Origin of the sequence: Acetoanaerobium sticklandii (assembly GCF_000196455.1) — a bacterium.
In the GTDB taxonomy this organism is placed as follows: Bacteria; Bacillota; Clostridia; order Peptostreptococcales; family Filifactoraceae; genus Acetoanaerobium; species Acetoanaerobium sticklandii.
Genome location: NC_014614.1, coordinates 2,581,785 through 2,607,753, shown reverse-complemented (window position 1 = coordinate 2,607,753; position 25,969 = coordinate 2,581,785). Strand labels below are relative to the sequence as shown.

The following is a 25,969-nucleotide window of genomic DNA, read 5'->3' as shown; positions in this document are numbered from 1 at the left end:
GGAGAGCTCTACTCATGAAGAAACTATATATTAATGGGAAGATTTATGTAGATAAAGAGCATTTTGAAGAATCAATGCTCATTTCTGATGGAATAATAGTAGCACTTGGTACAAATGAAGAGCTTATGAAGCATGAAGTAGATGAGGTGGTTGACTTACTTGGAAAGACTATGCTACCTGGGCTTAACGATAGCCATCTTCATCTTACCATGATGGGAGATTATATGAATACCTGTAATCTTACATCAGCAAAATCCATTGATGAAGTAGTTGGACTTGGGAAAAAATTTTTAGCTGAGCATCCAGATACAAAAGTGCTTATTGGCAAGGGCTGGAATCAGAACTCTTTTCAAGACGGGGAAAGAAGGTTTATAAATAGGCATGATTTAGATAGAATATCTACTGATATTCCCATAGTTTTTGATAGAGTTTGCATTCATGTTAGTGTAGGAAACACAAAGGCTTTAGAAATTTTAAATATAGATGAAACTACAAAAATAGAGGGTGGAGAAATTCAGCTAGGAGCTGATGGTAAGCCAAACGGAATTTTTAATGAAGGGGCAGTTAAATTAATTCAGTCTGTAATTCCTTCTAAATCTGCTGAGGATATTTCAAGAGATTTCATAAGGGCAATGGATTATGCAGTAAGCGTTGGTCTTACTTCAGTACAGTCATGCGATGTAATGTCAAAGGATTTTGAGAAAGTATTTAATGCGATTGATAATATAGTTAAGGAGAATAAGCTAAAACTTAGATATTCTCATCAATTTAACTTTCAAGATATAGAGGATTTTAAAGCTTACTTAAGAAGTGAGCATTTATATGGAGTTTATGATGAAAAAATGTATTCTAAAGGAGCACTTAAGCTTTTTAAAGATGGCTCGCTAGGAGCACGAACAGCTCTTATGAGCACGGGATATAATGATGCTCCAGATGAAACTGGTGTAGATGCACTTGACGATGATAAGCTTTATGAACTTTGCAAGCTAGCTCATGAAAACAACATCAGAGTACTTATTCATGCTATAGGAGACAAAGCAATTCAAAGCGTCATAGATGTGTATGAAAAGCTCATAGATGACAAAGAGAACACCTTAAGACATGGAATAGTACACAATCAAATAACTACAAAAGCTCAACTTGAAAAAATAGCTGAGCTTGGACTTACTGTGATGTATCAGCCTATATTTCTACTATCTGATATAGCCATAATTAACGATAGAGTAGGAGATGAGCTAGAAAAAACCTCCTATGCTTTTAATAGCTTATATCAGATGGGAGCACCTGTGAGTTTAAGCACTGATGCCCCAGTAGAAGACTGCAATCCATTTGAAAATATCTATGTAGCAGTTAACAGAATGCGTTTTGATTTTACTCCAAGGGAAGGATATTTCAAAGAGGAATGCATGTCAGTGGGTGATGCTATAGATGCATACACCATAAAAAGTGCTTACCTAGAAGGCAAGGAAGACTTTAAAGGCAGACTGAAACCAGGATTTGTAGCTGATATGGTGATACTTGACAGGGATATATTTACCATAGATAAAACGGAAATTAAAGATATAAAGGTAGTTGAAACTATTGTAGGTGGAAATACCGTTTATAAATCTTCCTGTGCAAAATAATGATATGTCATAATAAAACCAAAAGCAGAAGGTAAAGAGATAAGTAATAGGCTAAGCAAAACGGGATAACCTGTGCTGCTTAGCTTTCCATTTACAAGAAAAAAAGTGGCAACCCATGGATACAAGGCTCCTAAATCCTGATTTGAAATAGCAGCGCTTCCCATTACTATAACTGATGCACAGATTACTGGTGCTACAAAGGCTTTTGTTTTTTGAGCTAAATATGCAAATGGAGATATAGTTAAAAATATCAAAAAATTTCCATATAGAAACTTACAAAGCCATAAAATACCTATATTTATACCAAAACCGTCAAGACCAATTAAAAGATGATATATAAAGGACAAGATGAAAATCCCCATCCAAGTCACAAGTGTAAGTAAGATAATCCAAAAAAACAAAACTAAAAACTTGGCACTTATAAAATCAAATCTAGAAACAGGTACTGGCAATATTGTTTTTAGAGTTTGTTCAGAGTATTCTCGGCTAAACAGATATGCAGATATTGAAATATAGATGATGAAATTCGTTAGGAGCATTACATACAGTAAACTACTATCATAGATATCCGCTAAGGTAAATATTTTTTCAGGATGCTCAAAATGAGTTTGAAGAGATTCTACAAACATGAGCAATGGAGTTGCCAGGACTCCTAAGACACTAAGAAATACAATTTTTGACCGTTTCAACTTTAAGATTTCACAAAAGATTAGATTAAGCAATGCCCTTACCTCCTATTAGGTTTGAAAAATAATTTTCCAAACTTTCTTCATAAGAATGAACCTGTGTAACTAGTAAGCCGCTTTCTACAAAAGCCTTATTTATTTCACCAGTATCATGAGTACAGTCAGCTATCATTATAGTATTTTCAACTATATCGAGGTTTTTAATGTGATATCGTTCTTGTAAAAATTTTGAGGCTAGTTTTGTATTTGATACTGCAAATTCAGTATATTTGCGTTTGCATTTATTAAGCTTAGCCATCTCAAGCTCTTTTATGAGCTTACCCTCATGCATTACTCCAATTATGTCTGCTATTTGTTCTATTTCATTTAACACATGACTAGATATTAGTATAGTAGTGTCATTTTTTTTACTTAATTCAGATAAAAATGAACGAATTTCTAAAATTCCTATAGGGTCAAGTCCGTTAATTGGCTCATCTAATATAAGTAGCTTTGGTTCATGCATTATGGCTGCAGCTATTATTCCCAATCTTTGCTTCATACCCAAGGAATACTGAGCAAAGGGCTTAGTTTTTTCTTTGTCTAGACCCACGATTTCCAAACTTCTCATTATATGAGATGATTTTCTCTCTCCTCTTAGGAGATTTAAAATGCGTAAATTTTCATAAGCAGTTAGATTCGTATAAAAGCTAGGAGTCTCAATAATAGAGCCAATGTTTTTATAAACTGAAGCATTGTTTTTAACATTTTTCTCGCCAAATAAACTAAAGCTTCCAGATGTGGGTTTTACCATTTGAATCAGCATTTTCATAGCAGTGGTTTTACCTGCACCATTCCTGCCAAGAAGACCATAGATTTTACCTTTTGGAACATTTAAATTAATACTATTTACAACATCACACCCTTTGTATTTTTTTGTAAGATTATAGGTTTCGATAATATTTTCCATAAACTCTCCTTTTTCTATATTTAATAATTTCTACGAGCTAATTCCAATTATTAGGCAATTAGAGAAATATTCAAGAAACGAACAGTGACAGCTTCAAAAAATATCATGACACTATCAGTGTCATGATTGATAAATAAAGGTTTTAGAGGTAGTATTAATATATGACTAAAAATGGAATTTTTTGAAAAATATAAAATAGATTACATATATAGCGAGCACGCATGAGCCAAGGAGGAGAAAAGCATGGACACGAACTATAAAGATTTGAGGCTTAAAGAATACAATGAATTTATATCAGTAGTTGAAAGGCTTGGATTTATGACTTTATCAAACAACTGCATAGGGTTTCCAAATCTTGAAAGCATGACAGAAGAGGACCAATGGCATACAGAGTTGCCTTTTGATCCTTGGCGATGGAGAGTGAATATAGAAAAGGATAAGAAGGCTGCGTACGGGAAGTTATTTGATAAAAAACCAGGATATATATCTTTAGAATGGTATCCCAAATTTTTTGCAGCTAGAAGAAAAAGAAGAAGCTTTATGGATATGTATGAAGATGGACTTATGAGTATTTATGCCAAGCAAATCTATGAACTTTTTAATGAAGACAGCATATTGGCAGTTCATGAAATAAAGGCTATGGCTGGCTTTACCAAAGAATTGAATTCCAAGCATGAGTCTGCAATGATGGAATTGCAGATGGGGATGTTTATAACGGTTAATGGAACCAAGCAGAAAATAAGTGCAAAGGGAGAGCCGTACGGATGGCCATCAACTGCATATTCTAAAGTGGAAACATGGGCAAAAGAAATTGTAATTCTATCTGATAATATAAATGCTGAGGATGCTAAAAAAGAAATTTTACTAAGAATTGAAGAAATAGTCCCTGATGCACAGCAAAAGAAAGTAAATCGATTCTTAGGGATTTAAGACGAGGAGAAGTATATTGTTATGAATAAAATATATGAAACTGAGAATCTGTTTTTAAAGGGACTTGATAAATCATCAGCTAGACAAGTATTGGATTACTATATGAGAAACAAAGCTTTTCTTGAAGAGTTGGAAATAATTAGAAATGAAGAATTTTATACTTTAAATTTTCAAGAAAAACTGTTGGAAGAAGAGGCAAGATACATAGAAAACAAAAATCTTGTGAAGCTATGGTTATTTAAAAAAGATGATGATGAAAAGGTTATAGGGTCAATTGCGTTTAATAATATAGTAAGGGGTGCATTTTTATCTTGCCATTTAGGGTATAAGCTAGATGCAAATGAGATAAATAAAGGGTACATGACGCAGGCTCTTAATAAAGGAATTGATATAGTATTTAATGAACTTGGACTCCATAGAATAGAAGCTAATATAATGCCTAAGAATAAGAGGTCGCTTAGAGTAGTAGAAAAACTAGGTTTTTACAACGAAGGCATAGCATATAAGTACCTTAAAATAAACAACAGATGGGAAGACCATATACATATGGTACTAAGAAATGAGAGATTGGAGACATAACCTATGAACACTAAAAAAGATATAGTTAAGGTTGCAAAACCTAAATTAATGAGATTCATGGAAGAGATAAACAGTGAAGCTATAGATATTGAAGATGAATATGAAATGAACAATATATCATTTTCAGATTGTGAAATAAGGACAAAGACAGCTGACAAACTTAAGGTTGATGGAGTGATTTTTAGTAAAATGGATTTTAAGGATATTTTTCTTAAGTCTTTAGAGCTTACTGATGTAAGGTTTGAGAATTGTGATTTATCAAATGCTGATTTTAGCGGAGCAGTGATTCACAGAGCAGAGTTTATAAACTGTAAGCTTATGGGACTTAATCTTAATGAAGCCTCACTAAATCATTTAACTATAAATCAGTGTAATTGCAAATTTATACTTATGAATTATGTAAAAATGAAAAATATAATTATCTCGGATTGTATATTTGAAAGTAGCTATATTCAAGAGAGCAAGCTAGATAAAGTTGAATTTAGAAACTGCAATTTTAAACAAAGTCAATTATCAGGGACCAGTTTGTCAGGGGTAGATTTAAGCGATTCTGAGTTTGAAGGTGCGGGATTTAGAGCAGAAGACCTTAAAGGAGCAATTGTATCAGCTACTCAAGCTGTCGATTTTTCGAAAATATTTGGATTGAAAGTGAAGGGTTAGATGAAGATAAAATTAATTCAGCCAGCAATGCTACCTAGACCTATGGATACTAAGCTTAAAACTAGAATGGCTCCTTCTCTAGCTTTGCTTACTCTTGCGAATCTAACTCCTAAGGAGCATGAAGTAATTATTGAAAATGAAAATGTAGAAAGTATAAATTTTGATGAGAAAGTTGATTTAGTAGCTATAACTGTAACTGTGGATGTTATGAATAGGGCTATAGAGATAGCAAAAGAATTTAGAAAGCGTAGCGTGAAGGTGGTTGCAGGAGGAATACATATCACAGCAGATCCAAAAGGTGCATATGGATATTTTGATGCAATTTGTGTAGGAATGGCTGAAAGAATATGGCAGAGGATTTTATTTGACGCTCAAAACGATTCATTAAATAAAATATATAATGATATGCTGAGCATCAGTGGACAAGAGATTGTATCTCCTGATTACGATATTATTGATAACAGTAAGTATTTATATACGAATATAATAAGTACAAGTAGAGGTTGTCCTTTTGAATGTGATTTTTGCTATAATAGTTCTCAAAGTGTACATAAGGCTTATATTAATAGACCAATAGAGGATGTTATAAGAGAAATTAAGACTCTTAGGACAAGGCATATAATGTTTATAGATGATAATTTCATAGGAAATCCATCTTGGACAAAGAAATTTTTAGCACAAATAAAGCCACTGGGTCTCAAATACAATGCAGCAGTAACCTCTAATATAGTAGATATGCCAGATATTTTAGATGACCTAAAGGAATCAGGATGTCAGAGCTTATTCATTGGGTTTGAAAGTATAAATGACAAGGCTATAGATAGTGTTAATAAGGTGCAAAATAGTGTAGGTAAATATGAAAGATTGGTTGAGGAGCTTCACAAAAGAGGAATAATGATAAATGCTAGTTTTGTTTTTGGGCTGGATGAAGATGATAGCTCAGTATTTGAAAAGACATTGGATTGGATAGTCAAAAATAAAATAGAAACAGTTACTTCGCATATTCTGACTCCGTATCCAGGAACTAGGCTTTATGAAAATTTGCATAAGCAAGGTAGAATAACAGATTTTGATCTTTCAAAATATAATACAGCAAATGTAGTATATAGACCTAAGAATATGACACAAGAGGAACTATATGAGGGATATCTTTGGATTTATAAAGAAGTATATTCATTTAAAAATATAATTAAAAGATTGCCTAACTCAAAAAAGCAGTGGATCCCGTATCTAGCTTTTAATCTACTGTACAGAAGGTTTGGCAAGCTAACAGAAAAAATTTGTGAAATTATTTCGTTTAGAAGAGTAGGGAGCATAACGAGATGGTTTTCATATAATATAAAATAGGAGGTCAAGAATGATTAATTATTTTGTTATACTGATGCTACTGATTTTACTTGCAAAGCAGATTACATTTATTAGAAAGATTCAAATAAGGACCAAAAAGAGCACGTTTGAAATTGGTGTTTTTTCTGTAGCTTTACTAGCTTTAGCAGTACTTACAATATTTTTTGCCAAGGGCTATATGCATTACTTAATAGCTCTTACAGCGGCTTCTTTTTTGCTCATAAATTGGATGAAGCAGGGACTAGCAAGCTCTGGACTGCTGATAGTTTCTAGAGGAAAAGAAGAATACGCATGGAGAGAAATATCAAGTGCAAAAATAAAAACTAGCGATAAAATAAATATAGATTTTTTTAATACTTCTGGCAGAAGAATAGCTTCTCATAGCTATGACATGAAATATTATAAAGACTTGATGAAGCTGTTACGATACAACAAGGTTAAGGTAGATGTGATAAAATCGGTTTAAATATCAGACTGGTCTAGAGTAACTTTAAAAATAGTAAACTATAAAATTAACTAATCTTATTTTAAAGCAGGAGCTGGTAACATTATGAACTATAAAGAGATTAACCCCATAGATTTAAATGAGAGCACGTTTCGCCTTATAGGTCATGACTGGATGCTCGTAACGGCTGCTCATAATAGCAGGGTGAATACAATGACAGCATCTTGGGGTGGATTTGGAGTGCTTTTTAATAAAAATGTAGCTTATATTTTTGTAAGACCTCAAAGATTTACAAAAGAATTTGTAGATGGTTCAGATAGATTTTCTCTTACCTTTTTTGACAAAAGCTTTAAAAAAGAGCTTTCATATCTAGGAACTGCTTCGGGTAAAGATGAGGACAAGATAAATAAAGCTGCACTAACTACTCTTTATTTGGGCGAAACTCCATATTTCGAAGAGGCAAGACTTACTATAATTTGTAAAAAGCTATATGCTCAGGACATGACGCGTGAAAGCTTTATAGATGTAGATATGAGAAAAAAACACTATCCTGAAGAAGATTATCATACTTTATATATAGCTGAGATAGAAAAAATACTATTAAAAGATTAATATCTTGTTCTTAAACCGTACCTTTGGGTGCGGTTTTTTGTTTTATATCATTTACAAAAAAACAAATTAATACTATAATAGCTAGTATTGATAATCAATATCATATTATAAATATAATTAATTAGAAGATGGAGGGAGATATGTCAAGGCTATACACAGAGGGAATCAATATAGGCTATGATGATAATTTGATTGTTAAGAATTTAAGTATTGAGATTCCAGATAAAAAAATAACTACAATTATTGGCTCAAACGGATGCGGAAAATCTACATTGCTAAAAGCCATTACTAGAATAATTTCTCATAAGTCAGGAACTGTTGTTTTAGACGGCAAGGATATTTTAAAGGAAAATACTAGAGAGCTTGCCAAGAAAATGGCCATCCTTCCTCAAACGCCTGAAGCCACTATAGGACTCACAGTAGGAGAGCTTGTGTCCTATGGAAGATTTCCATATCAAAATGGGCTTGGCAGATTGACAAAAAAGGATTTTGAAGTAATAGACTGGGCACTTGAGGTTACGGGAACAAAGCAGTATAAATTTCGTACGATAGATGCTCTATCGGGAGGTCAAAGGCAAAGAGTCTGGATAGCAATGGCACTGGCTCAAGAAACAGATATAATTTTTCTCGATGAACCTACGACTTACTTGGATATGGCTCACCAGTTAGAAGTGCTTGAGCTTTTAAAGAAGCTAAACTTAGAGCAAGAAAGAACTATAGTCATGGTTCTTCATGATATCAATCAAGCTGCCAGATTTGCAGACTACATAATTGCATTAAAAGATGGTCAAATAGTAAAAGCAGGGGACTGTGAAGAAGTGATTACTAAAGAGGTGCTTAAAAAGGTTTATAATATCAGCGCTGAGATTGGAAGAGATTCATTTACAAATAAACCTATATGCATTACATATAATTTACTAAAAGGAGAGACAGAAGATGAAGAAATTATTGATACCTATGATACTGGTATTTGCGTTAATTTTTAGTGCATGCACAGCAGAGCAGCCTAGTGAGGGAGCAAGGGCGAAGACGATTACATACCAATCTGAAAATGGTCCTATTGAGGTACCAGCAGAGCCTGAAAGAGTAGTTGTAATAAATGGAGCAGTATCAGGAGCGGTTATGGCCATGGGAGTAAATATAGTGGGAGTTGATAGCTGGTCCAAGGATAATCCGCAATATGCCAAATATATTGAAAATGCTGAAGTTATAACTGATGAAAGTCTAGAGCAAATCATAGAGCTAGAGCCAGATTTGATTATTGCCGCATCTACAGATAAGAATTTAGACAAATTTAAGAGCATTGCACCTACTGTTTCATATACATATGGTAAGGTAGATTACCTAACTCAAATTCTAGAAATTGGAAAACTACTTAACAAAGAAGACAAGGCTAAAGCGTGGATAGAGGATTTCAAGGCAAGAGCTCAAAAAGCTGGAGAAGAGGTTAAGGCTAAGATAGGTGAAGATGCAACCATCTCTGTGATTGAAAGCTTCGAAAAAGAGCTTTATGTATTTGGCGATAGCTGGGGCAGAGGAACAGAGATAATCTATCAGGAGATGAAGCTAGCCATGCCTGAAAAAGTCAAGGAAATGGCTCTTAAGGATGGTTATTACTCACTATCACTAGAAGTGCTTCCTGAGTTTGCAGGAGACTATCTAGTTATAAGTAAAAATTTTGATGCAGAAAATGCATTTCAGCAGACAGAAACTTATAAAAATATTCCTGCTGTAAAAAATGGAAATGTCATAGAGGTTAGTGCAAAAGAATTTTATTTTAATGACCCAATTACCTTAGACTATCAGTTAGAGGTCTTAACTAAGGCTTTGCTTTCTAAATAATATTATTACTCAGCAAGAGGAATTCTAATTTGAGGAATTCCTTTTGTCGGTTTTATAAATAGGAAAGGGAGGCTAAAATGGTTGAAAAAGAACAGAATATGAATTTCGCTTTTAAGCTTATTACGGCGCTTTTTATTTTGATAGGAATGTTTACAGCCTCTATGGTTTTTGGAGCAGCAGATATTTCACTAGAAGAGCTATCAAAAGCACTTTTTACTAGGCAGGTCACTGACAAAATATTAATTATAAGAGAGATAAGACTTCCAAGAGAGATAGCTGCAATTTTTGTAGGCTCAGCTCTTGCGGTGTCAGGAGCTATAATGCAAGGAATTACTAAAAATCCTCTAGCTGATCCAGGACTTCTCGGACTTTCTGCTGGAGCAAATGCAGCACTTGCCTTTACTATAGCTTTTGTTCCTAGAGCAAATTATTTTGTCATCCTTATAGCGTGTATTATTGGCGCGGCTATGGGAGTTTTTATGGTTTTTGGAATTAGCTTTATGAAAAGAGGAGGTTTTTCTGCATTTAGAATAGTTCTAGCAGGAGCAGCTGTATCGACATTTTTATTTGCTGTAGCTCAGGGAATAGGCATATATTTCAAAATTTCAAAAGATGTTTCTATGTGGACTTCAGGGGCTATGATTGGGACTACATGGACTCAGCTTAAAGTAATCATTCCATTTATAACAGCTGGAATAGTTACGGCGATGTTTTTAGCTAGGCAGCTTACGATACTTAGCCTGAGTGAAGAGGTTGCTCTTGGATTAGGGCAAAACACTACTAAGGTTAAGATGATTTTGTTTGTAGTAATTGTTTTGCTTGCTGGCTCATCAGTGGCATTAGTGGGGAATATGGCTTTTGTTGGACTCATGGTTCCTCACATGGTCAGATTCATTGTAGGCAGTGACTACAGGTATATAATTCCCATGTCAGCTGTAGCTGGAGCCATACTGATGCTCTTTGCAGACACTCTTGGGAGGACTATAAATGCTCCATATGAAACCTCTGTATCGGCTATTATTGCAATTATTGGGTTGCCCTTCTTTTTATTTATTGTAAGTAAAGGGGGTAAGGCATTTTCATGATTGAACCAAATATAATAAAAAAACAACAGTGCACACTGGCTATTTTGTTAATACTTACAGTAGCTACAGCTATTACTGGAATGGCAATGGGCTACGGAGCCTTGTCTTTTGATAGACTTATTCCTACCTTGATTGGACAGGGAAGCTTCAAAGAAAGCTTTATACTTTTTTCAGTTAGACTTCCTAGAATAGTTATAACTTTATTAGCAGGTATGGCTCTGGCTTTATCGGGGTGCATACTTCAGAGCATAACTAGAAATGATTTAGCAGATCCTGGTATCATAGGAATCAACTCTGGAGCAGGAGTTGGAATAGCCATTTATTTCTTGTTTTTTCCTATTAATACGACTTCTTTTATATACATATTGCCTTTGGTGGCTTTTTGCAGTGCACTTCTTACTGTGCTTATAATCTATATATTTTCATATAAAAAAAATGAAGGAATTCAAACTACAAGATTTGTATTGGTTGGAGTAGGTCTATCTATGGCTCTGTCGGGCCTTATGGTTGTTATTATTTCATCTACAGAGCAAATCAAGGTAGAGTTTATTGCAAAATGGCTATCAGGTAATATTTGGGGTGCAGACTGGCCCTTTGTCTTAGCGATATTACCATGGTTAGTTGTGCTTATTCCATTTACTCTATACAAAGCAAACAGATTAAATATTTTGAGATTAAGCGAGCAGGTGGCTATTGGAGTAGGGATATCAGTAGAAAAGGAACGACTTTTGATGCTACTTGCTTCAGTTGCGCTTGCTGCATCAGCAGTTTCTGTGACAGGAGGAATATCTTTTATAGGACTCATGGCTCCACACATTGCAAGAAGCTTAGTGGGACCTAGAAATCAGCTTTATACTCCTATTGCTCTTGTGCTTGGAGGCTGGATGCTTTTATTTGCAGACACTATTGGAAGAAATATAGTTCAGCCTGAAGGCATATCAGCAGGGATAATGGTTTCTCTTATAGGAGCACCATATTTTATTTATCTACTTGCAAAAAAATAATTTTATATTTGTTGACAGATGTTTTTCCTAGAGATACTATGAAAAAAACTGATAGCTAAAACTAAGCTTGCTCATAGTCGTGGGTATAGATTCTAGGGGGGAATATCTAATGAAAAAGCATTCGGATGTAGATTTCAGACCTTTATTTAAACTAACTGAATATCTTATTATTATAATGCTACTGATTATTCCTATTCAAATAATAGTATTTAGCATTGCGCCTCCTCCAGATAGTGTCGTGGGATTTTTTGAATTATTTAGAGAGAATGCTTTTTTAGGTTTATTAAGCTTAGATTTCCTTTACTTAATTAATAATACAATTATGATAGTGCTGTATCTGTCACTTTTTATTGCCTTATATAAAGAAAAACCAGTTACTTCTCTGATTGCATTTGTTATAGGCCTAACGGGAGTTGTTTGCTACTATGGTTCAAACCCATCATTTGAGATGATGACTCTAAGCAAAAAATTCTTTGAAGCGAGAATGAGTGACCAAATTATATATATTGCTGCAGGAGAAGCATTGTTGGCTGGATATTCAGGGACTTCATTTAATGTATATTATGTACTTAATACTATATGTCTTTTGCTATTTGCTTACATATTAATAAAGAGCCCAATATTCAAAAAATCTGTAGGATACTGGGCTCTTGCTTCAGGTTTCTTTATGATTATTCCATCATCTGCTGGAATGATAGGTCTAATATTTTCACTACTTTCTTTAATTCCGTGGGTTGTATTTATAGGGCTACTTAGACTAGAATTTAAAAATAAATTTAGTCTCTAATCCAAGAAAATGAATACTGAACATTTTCTGGAAGCTCTATTGCAGGAGCATTGCTAATTTCAAAATGGCCATTGATATTTTTATCTTTTACAGAAAAATCAAAATGAGCAGCTGCAATTCCCATATCAACTCTTTGTATATCATAGCTGAATCTATCACTATATCCAGGCTCTTTATATTCAAAGAAATGCCAGTTACCATCTTTAAGAACTATTCTCCAAGGCTGTTTATTTGATGCAGATGGTCCTAGGCGAACCATTTCAAGAGCAAAAGCCATGTCTTTTGCTTCTTCTTTAGTAATAGGAGAGCTGAAGTTTTCATTAAAAAATAGCTCAGACCACTCTTTACGCTGATCGGCTTGAATCATTTTTCTCATCTCTATTTCCATTTCATGCTTGTGGTCAGATGGATATCCGTATGGAGTTATTATTGGGAATATATCTCCTTCTTTTACTTTCATTGCCTCAGCAAAGCCAGCGCGGTCGAATGTACCTCCTAGCCAGCAGGTTCCTAGTCCAAGATGAGCTAGATATAGCACTAAGGCTTCAAATTCATATCCAAGAGCCTCAAGAGCTTGCCCTTCAAGAGTAATAGTAGTACCTATATATTGCTTTGCACCTTTTATAACGCCATAAGTACCAAGTTTCTCTTCGTTTTTCATACCCTTACTGTCTAAATAATGAAAATTTATCTTACTGCCAAAAGGGTTATCTAGAGAATCTATAAATGATTTTATAAGCTCTAGCTTTTCTGTTTCTATTTCCCTTTCCTGATAATTTCTAACACTGTATCTTTTAGTAACTGCTTCTTCAATTGAAAAATTAATATTCATAATTATGATGCTCCCTTCGATTGATAAATTACAAATTAAATTACATACAATCATATTGTACACAATTTAATTTGCATTGACAAGAATAATATATTTTTTCTATGTTATTTATACCTATAAACTAAAATAATTAAAACTTTTGTAATGATTATTGCGTCTATTAGATATAGAATTAAATTACAAAGGAAAGGATAAGTCATGATGACTAGCAATATATATAAGCATATATAGCGTAAAGATAGGAGACGGATATGAGACAAAAGATAACGAATTCTTTTAAGAAAATAACTAGTTTATGGATTTTAGCTTTAGTATTAGTAGCTTTTTTACCTTATTCTCAAGCATATGCACAGACAAAGGTATTAACTAGAGGAAATCCAAATTTGCCATATATGAGCCTTACTTTTGATGATGGAGGTTCAGAGGAAAATGTAAAATCTGTTTTAGAGACTTTAGATAAATATGAAGTCCATGCAAGTTTTTTCTTTCTGGGAGGCTTTATAGAGCAAAATCCAGAGCTTATGAAGGTGATTGCAGATAAAGGTCATGATGTAGGAAACCACAGCTATTCTCATCCTTATTTTACAAAGGTTTCTTATAACAAAATTATTAGCGAGCTCTCAAGCAGTGCTAATGCTTTTAAAAAAGCTACAGGCTATGATATGAAGCCCTATGTGAGACCCCCTTATGGAGCTAAAAATAATACTGTACTAAATGCTATATCTGATGCAGGCTATACTCATACTGTTCTTTGGAATGTGGATACAAATGATTGGAAGAATAAATCCTCAGATGAAATAGCAAGTCATGTACTAAAAAATTCAGGAAATGGCAATATAGTGCTGATGCACACTATACCAAATTCGAACTCAGCAAAAGCCCTTCCTAAAATAATAGAAGGTTTGCAAAGCAGTGGCTATAAGCTAGTGAGTATATCTGAATTACTAGAAGCTTCACCATATATAGCTCCAAAGCTAGGGGTAGATGAAATTTCAGAAGTAGAGTTTTTAAACAATCTTCTTTATACAAAAACAGGAAGCTTTTTAAGTACAGCTGAGGAGATTAAAAAATCAGCTATTGAATGGGGCCTAATAGAAGGTACTTCAAATATAAGCTTTAGTAAAGCATACACAAAGGAAGAAATGATAGCTATGATTAAGAAACTCTATCCTTTGAAATCTGATATAGACAAGAAATTTGCTAATGTTGAATTTAAAAAGTCTAATCTAGAACAAATAATTAAGCTTTTAAAAGAGTAAAGTTGACATGAGTAGCTAATAAAAGCTATAATCAAAGCGAAAAATAATTTAATGAAAGGCAAGGTAAATATAGCGATGAAGTAGACACCACTTTTTATAATTACACTAAAATACTTGTTGAAACTCCCATTTAGGGATTAATTGACATGCATTTTATCAAATTATGAGTGGATAGTGTCTATAGCTAAAGTTATCTTGCTGATATAGTAGGTCTGTTTTTAATATACAAATTTTTAGGTGGAATATTTTGTAATTCACTATATATTTTGTATTTTAAAGCGGTTATTATATTTAGAATGCTATCCTCTCTTTCAACCAAGGGAGGATTTTTTATGCTGTTAATTGAGTTAAAAGATATAAAAAAATATTATGGAATTAGATTAATCTTGGATATACCTGAGCTTAAGCTATATTCTGGAGAATGTATAGGAATATTAGGCTCCAATGGTTCTGGCAAGACTACGCTTTTAGATTTGATGGCAAAAAAACTAGAGCCTGATGAAGGAACTGTAAATTTGTATGATAAATCAGGGTATATTTTTCAGCTTAAGCATCCTTTAGAAAAAGCCATAAGCCCAAAATGGGCGTCAAAATTATCAATACCAGATAAATGGTCAGATACTATGAGTGGAGGAGAAAAAACTAAATTCAAGATTGCACTTGAACTAGAAAAAAATTATCCGCTTATGTTTGCGGATGAGCCTACAACTAATGTTGATATAGAAAGCATTTCAGTTATTGAAGAGATGTTTAAAGCATATAAGGGAACTTTAATTGTAATATCACATGACAGAAATTTTTTGGACAAGCTTTGCACTCAGATTATAGAGGTGGAAGACAGTAAAGTTAAAATTTATAAGGGAAACTATTCTGATTATAAAGCACAAAAGGAGCATCAAAAGCTTCGAGCAGAGTTTGAACATGAAGAGTATATCAAGGAGAAAAAAAGGCTAGAGTCAGTAATGAGTCAGACAAAGCAAAAATCTCTTAGTATCAAAAAAGCACCTAAAAGAATGGGTAATTCCGAAGCTAGGCTACACAAAATGGGAGGGCAAAAGCAAAAAGCTAAGCTCGATAAGATTGCAAAAAGCGTTAAGACTAGGATAGAGCATCTAGAAATCAAGGAAAAACCCAAAACTCAGTCGAAAATACATTTTGATATACAAGGCTCAGAAAAATCTCACAGTAAAATCTTGATAGAAGCTAAAAAGCTCAATAAATCCTTTGCAGGTAGAGTGATTTTTAAAGATGCTGAGTTTGCAATAGAAAATGGAACTAAAACAGCAATAGTAGGAGCAAATGGCTCAGGAAAAACCACTCTTATTAACATGATATTAGAAAGAGATGAGCAAATAAAAGTGTCTAAAACTGCTAAAATCGGTTATTTTAATCAAGAGCTTAAAATTTTAAAGCCTGAGTTAAGTATAATAGAAAACGTCATGGAAAATAGCATCTATAAGGAGGATTTTGCAAGACTGTTACTAGCAAGACTACTATTTAGAGGAGAATCAGTATATAAAAAAGCCAAGGTACTAAGTGGCGGAGAGCTAGTCAAGGTGTCATTTGCGAAAATACTGCTAGAGGATATCAACATGCTCATTTTGGATGAGCCTACAAATTATTTGGATATAAGTAGCCTAGAAGTTATAGAAGAAGCATTAATAGATTACGATAAAGCTCTTTTATTCGTATCTCATGATAGGAAATTTATCAGCTCAGTAGCAAATCAAATAATAGCTATAGAAGATAAGAAGCTGAAGCTTTATAGAGGTGGTTATGAGGAGTATTTATATCCTATAAATAAAGTAAGTAATAAAGAAAAAACTAAAGTAGAAGAAGAAATAATATTGAAGAATCGTATGGCAGAGGTTATAGGAAGATTATCAACTCAGATAAGCATAGAAGATAAAGCAAGGTTAGATTTAGAATATAATGAAATTTTAAATAAGCTTAGAGCACTTGGGTAAGGATAATCAAGCAATTATTATATTAAAATGGATAATTTGGGTATAAATTATAGAAATATAATTTTAGTAGGAGAGGATAGCCATGAGTGATTATTCTAAATGGGAAAAAGCAAAAGCATCTAAAGATTTAAAGGAATTAACAGATATACAGTATCAGGTAACCCAAAAAGAAGCTACAGAAAGACCTTTTTCTAATGAATTTTGGGATTTTAATGAGGATGGGATTTATGTGGATATAATATCTGGTGAGCCATTATTTTCATCAAAGGATAAATTTGACGCAGGCTGTGGATGGCCTAGCTTTACAAAGCCTATAGATGAACATTTTATAATCAGCAAAAAAGATTTTAAGCTTCTTATTCCACGAACTGAAGTAAGAAGCAGATATGCAGACTCTCATTTAGGACATGTATTTCCAGATGGGCCTCCTCCTACTGGACTCAGATACTGCATAAATTCAGCATCTCTTAAATTCATACCTAAAGCAGATATGATAAAAGAAGGGTATGAGGATTATATAGATAAATAGAAGGCTTTAATAAAAACACTATTATGATATTTTATATAAAAATTATTCTTAATAGTGTTTTTTTAATTAAAAATGTGGTAAAATAATTTTACGAAAGTAATAGGGCGAATTTAATCTTTGATATTTTAGGAGGAATATTATGAATAAAAAAATGAAACAACTATTAAGTCTTGCAGTTGTAGCGGCTACTGCATCTACATTTACATTAGCTTCATATGCAGAGGAAGTAGTGTCAGAACAACCAGCTACAGAAATAACTGAGCCAGCACCTGTGACAGATTTTTCTGCATCAGTTACTTTAACTGCATTAGAGGATGAATACACTTTTGTGTTGGATGAAAAAGGTGTTATAAAGCTTATTGAGGGAACAGACAAAGAGCTAGCAGCTTCAGTTTTGGAGCAGGGAAAAACTATAAATGAATCTATAGAGCTAATTCTTTCAAGCTACGAAGAAAAACCAGAATATAATATAAGTATTGCATCTACAGATGAAGAACTTGGTAAAACTTTAAATGAAGAGTTAAAGGATTTGGTTGAAGGGGAGATTGAAACAGAAATCAAGAAGCAACCAGAATTTATACAAAAGAGATTTGAGATGGCAAAACAGCTAGGAATCACACCTGGTAAAATGAATCTTCTTGAAAAACTAGCAGCAAGTACTGACAAAGAAGTTAATTATGAGGAGCTAGCTAATAAATCAGTAAAAGAAATTATGGCTGAAGTGAAAGCAAACAAAAAGCCTGTAGTTGAGACAGAATTAAAAGTTGAAGCAACTAAGCAAGCTGAAGTTGAGAAAAAAGCTGATGACGTAAAAAAAGAAAAGCCACAGACAGAAAAAAAATCAGAGAAATCAAATGGCAAGGGCAAAGGGAAAAACTAATTCAGATATTTGTAAAGATATCGACTATATGATACTATATTATTCGTTGATTACTAAATAACGATTAATGAAGGAGTAAATAGTCTATGTTACCAAATTGCCCAAAATGTAATTCTAGCTACACCTATGAAATGGATAATATGTTTGTATGTCCTGAATGTGCTCATGAATGGAGTGCTTTAGACTCTACTGATGGCGATGTATCAGTAAGCGTTAAGGATGCAAACGGAAATGAATTAAAAGATGGAGATTCTATCACTATAATAAAGGATTTGAAGGTTAAAGGAAGCTCAGCTCCTTTAAAGCAAGGTACTAAAGTGAAAAACATAAGGCTCATAGATGATGGAATTCACAATATAGATTGTAAAATAGATGGATTTGGAGCTATGAAGCTAAAATCAGAGTTTGTTAAAAAACTCTAGACTTAAATAAAATTAAAATAATAAAAAATAAAATAATATTTAATAAAAAACTAGCTATTCGCGAATAGCTAGTTTTTTTATTGCTTAAATCAAATTTAATTAATTGAGCTCATAGAACTATTTTAATTTTTATAAAGAAAGACTATTTTACTAAAATACAGATTTTATTGTTAATTCTAGACTTAATATTATTTTATTTCTTGCTTATTTTCTTTTAAAAGGATAATTTATAAGTTAACAATGATTTAAGGGAGGGAAAGTTATTTTGAGAAAAAAGAAAAGTATTAATTTATTTGTTTCTATTTTGCTTTTATGTTTTTTACTTTCTATTACAACTAGATTTAGTTATGCAAATTACGACACATTCATAGGTGAAATTCAGGTCTTTCCATATGGATTTGCTCCAGTAGGATGGGAACTCTGCAATGGGGAAACGTTACAGGTAAGTCAGTATCAACCATTATTTTCTTTGGTTGGAAGTAAATTTGGAGGAAACGGTGCAACAACATTTGCTCTTCCAGATTTAAGAGGAATGGAACCTAATCCAGGGGTAAAATATTATATAGCAACGGAAGGAATTTATCCTGTGCCAGATGGGGGGGTGGGAAATGACATGTTCATAGGTCAAATAGTAATGTTTCCATTTCCACAAGATACTAGTGGTTTTATGAGATGCGATGGAAGAATGTTTCAAATAAACCAGTATAATGCATTATACAGTTTGATTGGTACTAATTACGGTGGTGATGGAGTTAACAATTTCAAAATACCAGATATGAGAAAAATGAATCCTAATAATGATGTATGGTACTTCATTAATATGAACGGTATTTACCCACCAAGAAACTAAGGAGGAAGTTAATTTATGAAAAATAATTTAAGATGTAGTGTAATAATTTTAATATTGCTAATTAGTTTTTTTACTCAAGGGGTTACATATAAAAGCTATGCATCAGAAGTTTACATGGGAGAAATTCATTTATTCTCTTTTGATTTTGCTCCAAGAGGATGGGCTAAGTGTGAAGGACAGTTAATACCAATACAACAAAATGCTGCTTTATATTCATTAATAGGAACAACTTTTGGTGGAAATGGTACAACAAATTTTGCGCTTCCTGATTTAAGAACAGCAGCTGTGCAATTCGAGAATTCACCACAGCCAATGTGTTACTATATTGCACTTCAAGGGCTATATCCTACTAGACCATAATAGCGTAATTAAAAATTGTTTCAAAGGGAGGCATAAATTTGAGATGTTTATCTAAAATAAATATATATTATAAGTTTTTGTTTGTTTTTACTTTGGTATTTATTGGAAATGTTTATTTTTGTAGTTCTACATATGCAAGCTCAAATATTGTTCAAGGTAAGACAGTTTCGGTTAAACAAATCATTGATCCATCAAGTTCTGTTGATGTGAGCTATATGTTGCCATATGAACCTAGTAGAGCTGTAGATGGTGATAAAACTAATCCAACAAGTAGATGGCAAACAAGGCAAGGAGTAGGAGAAACCTATCTACAGGTTAACTTAGGAGGTATCTATAGCATTGATAGATGGGTAGTTTATCATCAAGGCTACTTATGGAATGCTCAGCCAAATGATTTTTATAACTTAAAGGCGTATAGGCTTCAAAAAAGTAATGATGGAGTAAATTTTGTAGATGTAGATATTGTAAATAATAATTTTTCCAACAAGACAGATAAAATGGTTCAAAAGTTCACTGCAAAGTATCTAAGAGTTTACATAAATCAAGGATGTGGATATACAGCAGATAACTCTTGGAATAGTATTTTGGAATTCGAAGCCTACGGTGAGCTAGCTTCACTGCCAAACCTTACAACTTCAAATGCTACTGAAGTAGGAACAGGAAAAGCTATTTTACATGGGGAAGTAGTTTCTGATGGAAAGTCAAACATTACAGAAAGAGGATTTGTCTATTCTACAGTTGATAATCCGGCAATTGGGTCAGCTAATGTAAACGCACTTGTTTGCGAAGGAACAACCGGAAACCTTTCAAAAGAAATTTCAACAGGGCTTCTACCTAATACGACATATTATTTTAGGTCTTATGCTAAGAATGAGCTAGGTATAGGGTATGGAGAGGTAAAAACATTTACAACTTTGGGTTCAAGTTTGAATATTATTTCAGATAATATTAATGAAATGAATTTGAACGGTGCAGAAATAATAGTAAATTTAGATGGAGAAACATTTAAAGACAATATACTTGATGTATCAAATTTCTCGATAATTAATATGCCTGTAGGTATGAGTATTACAAATATAAACTATAAGAGTGATACAAATGTCGGGATTATTATAGGATATGATGGAACTGATTTTGACTCTGATATTAATAATCTTAAGGTTACAATAGATAGCTCAGAGCTTACAAATGATGTGGATATGACGTCGACTAATGAGTTCGCTTTGATTGCAGTAAATGATGATGAAAGTATTGAATTAAGTAATAGCATTCAGATAGTGGAAGGGCAAGAAGATGGAAAATCAATTAAAGTGGATATTGTCGGAGGGACATTTGCACCAGTGCTTAATTTAGCAAACTGGAGTATCAGTAAACTTCCTACGGGAGTATCAGTTGAAAGTATTGTAAGAGATACTAATAAATCTGTAAGCTTAATTCTTACAGGGAATACAACTGAAGATTATGATACAGATATAACAGATATAGAAATAACTTGTGATGAAACTCAGTTTGTAGATGCTAATAATAGCCAAAGCTTGACTTCTAATTCAGGAGTAGTGTTTACAGCAATAGTTGAGGGAAATCCTCCAATTGGAGAGTTGGTTTTCGACATGTCTATCCCTATTCCTAATGCTACAGTAGATACTAATTATCAAGGATATATTTTTTCTGTTACTGGAGGAACACAACCGTTAGAGTTTAGTATTACAAGTGGAGCATTGCCACAAGGCATGACACTTTTAAGTGCGGGGGTAATATCAGGAACGCCTGAATTATCAGGGACATTTAATTTTACAGTTAATGTAACTGATAGTGGAACCCCTACATTAAGTAAAAACCAAACATTTAATATAGAAGTTATGGAAAAACAAATAATAGAGGTTGTAGATATTGAAGTAAAATCTCAACCTAGGTTAGTTTATACAGAAGGAGATAAATTAGATTTAAGAAATTTAATTGTCATTTTAATTAAAAGTGATTTATCCTCTGTTGATGTAGGCTATTCTGATTTTCAAGCAAATAACATTATTTGTGATATAAATCATGGAGAAATTCTTGAGTTAAATGATGATAACAAATCTATATTGGTTTCTCATACAGTTAGTTCAAAGAGCGTAGAGACTCAAAATATCTCTGTATCTGAGAAAATTGAGCCACTAATTCTTGATGATACAGTAACTTTACCTGAGGGTACTGTAGGAAAAAAATATATAGGTTATGGATTTGTGGCTACTGGTGGAAAAGGAATTAAAGAATTTACATTAGAGTCTGGAAATTTACCATCAGGAATAACATTGTCAGATGATGGCACTCTATCAGGAGTTCCTACTGAAGCAGGATTAAAGTCGTTTACAATATCGGTTACAGATAGCGATTTGCCACCTACTACAACTAGTGGAGCATTTAGTATAATAATTAATGAAGCTCCAATTATAAATCCAATTACAGTTATAAACATAGAAGTTAAAAGACAACCTAAACTTATTTATACAGAAGGAGATTCATTGAACCTAGATGGATTAACTGTAACTTTGTATAAAAGTGATGGAAGCACACAAGATATAAATTATGGTATGTTTTATTCTTTTGGAATAGAAACAAACATGGATAATAATTCGAAATTAACAATAAATGATAATGCGAGTGTTATCAGAGTAAAGCATATAGACAGTAAACTTATATGTTATACGCAGAGCCTAACAATAAACAAATTACCACCTTCAAATAATGGCAATAACGATAATTCTAGTAACACAAAGAACCAAGAAGCTAGAGAAAAAACTCAAGTAAAAAAAGACACTCAAGAAAAAAATATTATTAAAATCGATAATATTAAGGATTCTATAGAAAAACAATTAAATAACGGGTCTAATGAGCTAGATATATCTACGGCCTTAGCAGAATTTAGTTTTGATAAAGCTACGATGGATTGGTTGTCAACTGAAGGGAAAAAGAATCTAGAATTATCAGTGGCAATGGTTGATAGGGATACGTTATCGCCTGATTTAATAGCTATTGTTGGAGACAGACCAGTTTATGATTTTGAGCTTTTAGTGGACAATGAATCAGCATCAAAGTTTGGAGGAAATGTTAGAGTTTCTATTCCATACACTTTAAAGCCGGGAGAAGATAGCCGAGGTATTGTTGTTTATTACATTAACAATAATGGAGAGTTAGAAGTAATAAGAAATTGTTACTTCGACGAAAAAAATAACATTGTTACGTTTATAACCGATCATTTCTCTAAGTATATGATTGGATATAATAAGGTGAGTTTTAATGATATAAATGGAGATTCGTGGTATAAAAATGCAGTAAATTTTGTTTCAGCAAGAGGGATATTACCTAAAAATATAAATGGTTCTTATGAACCCAATGCAAATATTAATAGGGCTGAATTTCTTGCTATGCTTATGAAAGCCTATGATATAGAGCCAGACTATACTTTAATCGGAAATTTCTCTGATTCAATTGAAAATACATATTCTGAATATATTTTAGCGGCAAAAAAGCTAAAAATAACTGTAGGGGTAGGAAATAATAAATTTGAACCTGAAAGAGAAATATCAAGAGAAGAAATGTTTACACTTTTATACAATACATTAGATAACCTAGGTAAACTTCCTAAAGAAAAAATTGATAGAGAGATTTCAGAATTTGACGATTATGCACAAATTTCACCATGGGCACATAATACAATGAACCATTTTATAAAAGCGGGAATTATTAATGGAACCGACAATAATAAGCTTCTACCGAAGGACAAAACTAGTAGAGCTCAAATGGCACAAATCATATACAATTTAATTTCAAGTAAATAATAATCCTAAAACAGCAGATTTGATAAAATTCTGCTGTTTTTTTATATGAATAATAAAGTCTACGGAGCATGGATTGTCCCCGTAGACTTTGCATAGTAAGATAATTATGAGGTGAAGCAAATGGATATGAATAGAAAACAACAACTTATGGAAGATTATAAAAATAGACATCCAGAGATGGGAATAATAGCTTTTAAGTGTGGAGAAACAGGTGAGATTTTTTTAGGAATATCTAAAGATACTAAAGCAGACTATAATAGCAATAGATTTAAACTGTTGACTCAAACTCATCCTAACAAGAGAATGAAAGAGCTTTGGAAGAAATATGGAGAAAGTAATTTTGAGTTTAGTGTAGTTAAAATTCTAAAGTATGAAGATCCGCAAAAGGACTATACTGATAAGCTTGAAGCTATGCTAGAGGAATGTTTAGATAGTATTGAAAACAGTAGTATAATTTGGAAATGATGAAAAGGAAGTGAAGAGATGGATTGCAAGAAAGTTGGACAATTGATATTAAAGCTTAGAAATGAAAAAGGACTGACGCAAAAGCAAGTAGCAGATAGCTTAAATATAAGTAATAAAACAGTTTCTAAATGGGAATGTGGAATGGGGTGCCCAGATGTGACTCTTTGGACAGAGCTATCAGAAGTGCTTGGAGCAGATATTCTTAAGCTTTTAGAGGGAGAACTCAAGCCTAATAAGCCTGATATAGGAAAAATTGAAAAAGTAAAATTTTATGTTTGCCCTAGCTGCAATAATATTTTAATAAGTACTGGAGAAGCTACAATTTCTTGCTGTGGAAGGAAATTAGCGATGCTAAAACCTGTCCCACAACAAGAGGAGCATGAAGTAACAATTCAAGAAATTGATATGCAGCATTTTATAAGTATAGATCACCCAATGACTAAGGAGCATTATATTTTATTTATTGCATATGTTCAAAATGAAAGAGTGCTCCTTCATAGACTATATCCTGAGCAAAATGCAGAAATTAATCTTCCTATGATGAGAAGTAGAGGAAATCTCTACATCTACTGTACAGAGCATGGACTAATGAAATATCCATTTAAAGCAAAGAGATAAAAACAAAGACTTTATTCATGGGCGCTAGTCTTCCTTGAATAAAGTCTTTTAAATTATCGGTGAATAAAACAAGGTTTCCAGATAGAATTAACAATTTACATTGATTTAATGAATGTAATCCTTATTTTTTATATGGCTGAGCATATGACTGCTCGATTACTTTGTTTTTCTTCATCTGGCTATCCCAGTATAGCTGAATTAGCTTATTTGGAAGTAGAGTAAAAGCAAGCTTAAGAGATTTTGTCAGATGCACAGGCTTGATTAATTCGTCCAGTATATCAGATGACAGGTAACCATTTTTGGCAAAATATGAGCCAAGCTCATTAAAAGCAGAATAAAGTTTTGCGTTTGCTTTTTCTGGAGTAAGCCTAAGTCCCTCCATCCCTCCTTTGATTCCACATCCACTATATATCCAGCTGTTGTGAATACAAATCGTTTCAAGTGCTGCTCTGCAATAAAAAGATTGATAGCCTTCCTTGAAACCAGATTGAACAAAAAATCCAACTTTAGGAGATGGGATATTTTTATTATCAGAAGCGCTAGATTCTACAGCATCTATAAAATTCTTTACTATTCCAGGCATGCTATGTACATATAAAGGCATAATAAACATATGATAATCCACATCATAAAACTTAGATGCAATTTCTTCATGCTTGGAGATTTGGCTTAGGTTATAAACCTCAATTTGTTCTTCAAGTATACCCTCTATTAGTAATCCTTTTTTGAACTGCTCAACTAAAAGCAATGTATTAGAAGCTGTGCCTCTTGGAGAACCATTGTATATAGCAATTTTACTTGAATTAGATATAGGAGATGACATATTTTTCATCTTTTCAGGGATAATCGGACTCATTCTAGTCATTGTATCTTTTGAATTTATTATGGCATTTGAATTTAGCTGGTGCATCATTCCTTTAGCTCTAAAATGTTCATTGCATCTAAAGAAATAGCCCTCTAAACAATTGATTTCTCTTTGCGTAATCTCTTTTTCATTTGGAGCAAGGCTGTAGGCATAATGCATTTGAGGCATAGAAGCATAGCGTTCATAATGCATCATTTCATTGTTTACTATTTTTATGTGAGGATGAAATAATGGAATTAGCCTATCCATAAATGTTTTTGAGTTTCCAGATAGGAATCCATTTTTTACTTCATGAGAAAACACACAGATATCAGTATTTATTATAGAAAAGTAGCATTCACTTAGCTTATCTCTATGAACGCATCTTCCAGGAGTCTTTACCCAGCAATTCCAGCAACCTATACAGTTTTTAATATCATACTCTGACAAATCATATATTTCAAAAATAGCCTCAGGGTAGGAAGCTTTATAATTCGATTCTAATTGAGCTTTGATTTGATTGTTAGGATTTAAGTGAAGAATGGTTATATTTTTTATTTGCTTCATATTA

General features: G+C 32.9%; 26 protein-coding genes. 22 read left to right on the top strand and 4 right to left on the bottom strand.

Going from position 1 to position 25,969, the window contains the following annotated elements; all coding sequences use genetic code 11:
* The first annotated feature begins 14 nt into the window (after positions 1-14).
* A complete protein-coding gene (locus CLOST_RS12520) occupies positions 15-1,625 on the top strand; it encodes an amidohydrolase (protein ID WP_013362679.1) in 1,611 nt (536 codons plus the stop codon).
* Here the strand turns inward: CLOST_RS12520 and CLOST_RS12515 are convergent.
* Together CLOST_RS12515 and CLOST_RS12510 are read right to left on the bottom strand one after the other, a co-directional pair.
* Positions 1,601-2,347: an ABC transporter permease gene (locus tag CLOST_RS12515; RefSeq protein ID WP_041487226.1), complete on the bottom strand. Its 747-nt coding sequence runs from the start codon at positions 2,345-2,347 to the stop codon at positions 1,601-1,603. The two genes, CLOST_RS12520 and CLOST_RS12515, sit on opposite strands and share 25 nt — an antisense overlap.
* On the bottom strand, positions 2,340-3,260 hold the full coding sequence (locus CLOST_RS12510) for an ATP-binding cassette domain-containing protein (RefSeq protein ID WP_013362678.1): 921 nt from the start codon (positions 3,258-3,260) through the stop codon (positions 2,340-2,342). Before CLOST_RS12510 ends, CLOST_RS12515 begins: the two co-directional genes overlap by 8 nt.
* Positions 3,261-3,503: 243 nt before the next feature.
* Here CLOST_RS12510 and CLOST_RS12505 point away from each other — a divergent pair, with 243 nt between their 5' ends.
* The 11 genes from CLOST_RS12505 to CLOST_RS12455 all read left to right on the top strand — a co-directional run bounded on the left by CLOST_RS12505 (position 3,504) and on the right by CLOST_RS12455 (position 12,551).
* Positions 3,504-4,190 (top strand): AlkZ-related protein, encoded by a 687-nt coding sequence (locus CLOST_RS12505; RefSeq protein WP_013362677.1) that lies wholly within the window; start codon positions 3,504-3,506, stop codon positions 4,188-4,190.
* Between the two features lie 21 nt (positions 4,191-4,211).
* Positions 4,212-4,769, top strand: coding sequence for a GNAT family N-acetyltransferase (locus CLOST_RS12500; RefSeq protein ID WP_013362676.1), 558 nt, complete (start codon positions 4,212-4,214; stop codon positions 4,767-4,769).
* Between the two features lie 3 nt (positions 4,770-4,772).
* Entirely contained in the window at positions 4,773-5,429 is a 657-nt protein-coding gene (locus tag CLOST_RS12495; protein ID WP_013362675.1) for a pentapeptide repeat-containing protein, read from the top strand.
* Complete coding sequence (locus tag CLOST_RS12490) at positions 5,430-6,776, top strand: B12-binding domain-containing radical SAM protein (protein WP_013362674.1); 1,347 nt, start codon at positions 5,430-5,432, stop codon at positions 6,774-6,776.
* A 10-nt stretch (positions 6,777-6,786) separates the two neighbouring features.
* Positions 6,787-7,242 carry a hypothetical protein gene (locus tag CLOST_RS12485; RefSeq protein ID WP_013362673.1) on the top strand — a complete coding sequence of 152 codons (456 nt, stop codon included), beginning with the start codon at positions 6,787-6,789 and terminating at the stop codon, positions 7,240-7,242.
* Positions 7,243-7,326: 84 nt separating this feature from the next.
* A complete protein-coding gene (locus tag CLOST_RS12480; RefSeq protein ID WP_013362672.1) occupies positions 7,327-7,833 on the top strand; it encodes a flavin reductase in 507 nt (168 codons plus the stop codon).
* A gap of 140 nt (positions 7,834-7,973) precedes the next feature.
* Positions 7,974-8,819 (top strand): ABC transporter ATP-binding protein, encoded by an 846-nt coding sequence (locus tag CLOST_RS12475; RefSeq protein ID WP_013362671.1) that lies wholly within the window; start codon positions 7,974-7,976, stop codon positions 8,817-8,819.
* On the top strand, positions 8,770-9,675 hold the full coding sequence (locus tag CLOST_RS12470; RefSeq protein ID WP_041487225.1) for an iron-hydroxamate ABC transporter substrate-binding protein: 906 nt from the start codon (positions 8,770-8,772) through the stop codon (positions 9,673-9,675). Before CLOST_RS12475 ends, CLOST_RS12470 begins: the two co-directional genes overlap by 50 nt.
* Positions 9,676-9,752: 77 nt before the next feature.
* On the top strand, positions 9,753-10,760 hold the full coding sequence (locus CLOST_RS12465) for a FecCD family ABC transporter permease (protein ID WP_013362669.1): 1,008 nt from the start codon (positions 9,753-9,755) through the stop codon (positions 10,758-10,760).
* On the top strand, positions 10,757-11,764 hold the full coding sequence (locus tag CLOST_RS12460; protein ID WP_013362668.1) for a FecCD family ABC transporter permease: 1,008 nt from the start codon (positions 10,757-10,759) through the stop codon (positions 11,762-11,764). The genes CLOST_RS12465 and CLOST_RS12460 overlap by 4 nt, the downstream gene beginning before the upstream one ends.
* Positions 11,765-11,873: 109 nt before the next feature.
* Positions 11,874-12,551 carry a DUF4386 family protein gene (locus CLOST_RS12455; protein ID WP_041487224.1) on the top strand — a complete coding sequence of 226 codons (678 nt, stop codon included), beginning with the start codon at positions 11,874-11,876 and terminating at the stop codon, positions 12,549-12,551.
* On the opposite strand, the gene CLOST_RS12450 is transcribed toward CLOST_RS12455, so the two are convergent.
* Positions 12,541-13,383: a nitroreductase family protein gene (locus tag CLOST_RS12450; protein ID WP_013362667.1), complete on the bottom strand. Its 843-nt coding sequence runs from the start codon at positions 13,381-13,383 to the stop codon at positions 12,541-12,543. The two genes, CLOST_RS12455 and CLOST_RS12450, sit on opposite strands and share 11 nt — an antisense overlap.
* Positions 13,384-13,634: 251 nt before the next feature.
* Between CLOST_RS12450 and CLOST_RS12445 the strand changes: the two genes are divergently transcribed.
* The 10 genes from CLOST_RS12445 (at position 13,635) to CLOST_RS12395 (ending at position 24,554) form a co-directional block, all read left to right on the top strand.
* Positions 13,635-14,642 carry a polysaccharide deacetylase family protein gene (locus CLOST_RS12445; protein WP_013362666.1) on the top strand — a complete coding sequence of 336 codons (1,008 nt, stop codon included), beginning with the start codon at positions 13,635-13,637 and terminating at the stop codon, positions 14,640-14,642.
* A gap of 332 nt (positions 14,643-14,974) precedes the next feature.
* Positions 14,975-16,609 (top strand): ribosomal protection-like ABC-F family protein, encoded by a 1,635-nt coding sequence (abc-f, locus tag CLOST_RS12440; protein WP_013362665.1) that lies wholly within the window; start codon positions 14,975-14,977, stop codon positions 16,607-16,609.
* Between the two features lie 82 nt (positions 16,610-16,691).
* The gene (gene msrB, locus CLOST_RS12435) at positions 16,692-17,138 is read left to right on the top strand and encodes a peptide-methionine (R)-S-oxide reductase MsrB (protein WP_013362664.1); all 447 of its coding nucleotides are present in this window, start codon (positions 16,692-16,694) and stop codon (positions 17,136-17,138) included.
* Positions 17,139-17,277: 139 nt separating this feature from the next.
* The gene (locus tag CLOST_RS12430; protein WP_013362663.1) at positions 17,278-18,018 is read left to right on the top strand and encodes a hypothetical protein; all 741 of its coding nucleotides are present in this window, start codon (positions 17,278-17,280) and stop codon (positions 18,016-18,018) included.
* 86 nt (positions 18,019-18,104) lie between these two features.
* Entirely contained in the window at positions 18,105-18,440 is a 336-nt protein-coding gene (locus tag CLOST_RS12425) for a zinc ribbon domain-containing protein YjdM (protein WP_013362661.1), read from the top strand.
* Positions 18,441-18,705: 265 nt separating this feature from the next.
* Entirely contained in the window at positions 18,706-19,290 is a 585-nt protein-coding gene (locus CLOST_RS14220) for a phage tail protein (RefSeq protein ID WP_013362660.1), read from the top strand.
* Between the two features lie 15 nt (positions 19,291-19,305).
* The gene (locus CLOST_RS12410) at positions 19,306-19,650 is read left to right on the top strand and encodes a phage tail protein (protein WP_013362659.1); all 345 of its coding nucleotides are present in this window, start codon (positions 19,306-19,308) and stop codon (positions 19,648-19,650) included.
* A gap of 38 nt (positions 19,651-19,688) precedes the next feature.
* Entirely contained in the window at positions 19,689-23,471 is a 3,783-nt protein-coding gene (locus CLOST_RS12405) for an S-layer homology domain-containing protein (RefSeq protein WP_013362658.1), read from the top strand.
* A 120-nt stretch (positions 23,472-23,591) separates the two neighbouring features.
* Complete coding sequence (locus CLOST_RS12400; protein ID WP_013362657.1) at positions 23,592-23,936, top strand: GIY-YIG nuclease family protein; 345 nt, start codon at positions 23,592-23,594, stop codon at positions 23,934-23,936.
* Positions 23,937-23,954: 18 nt separating this feature from the next.
* Positions 23,955-24,554 carry a helix-turn-helix domain-containing protein gene (locus tag CLOST_RS12395; protein WP_013362656.1) on the top strand — a complete coding sequence of 200 codons (600 nt, stop codon included), beginning with the start codon at positions 23,955-23,957 and terminating at the stop codon, positions 24,552-24,554.
* Positions 24,555-24,675: 121 nt separating this feature from the next.
* Here CLOST_RS12395 and CLOST_RS13680 read toward each other — a convergent pair whose 3' ends face one another.
* Positions 24,676-25,965, bottom strand: a complete 1,290-nt coding sequence (locus CLOST_RS13680; protein WP_013362655.1) for an NAD(P)H-dependent oxidoreductase — start codon at positions 25,963-25,965, stop codon at positions 24,676-24,678.
* Between the last annotated feature and the right edge of the window lie 4 nt (positions 25,966-25,969).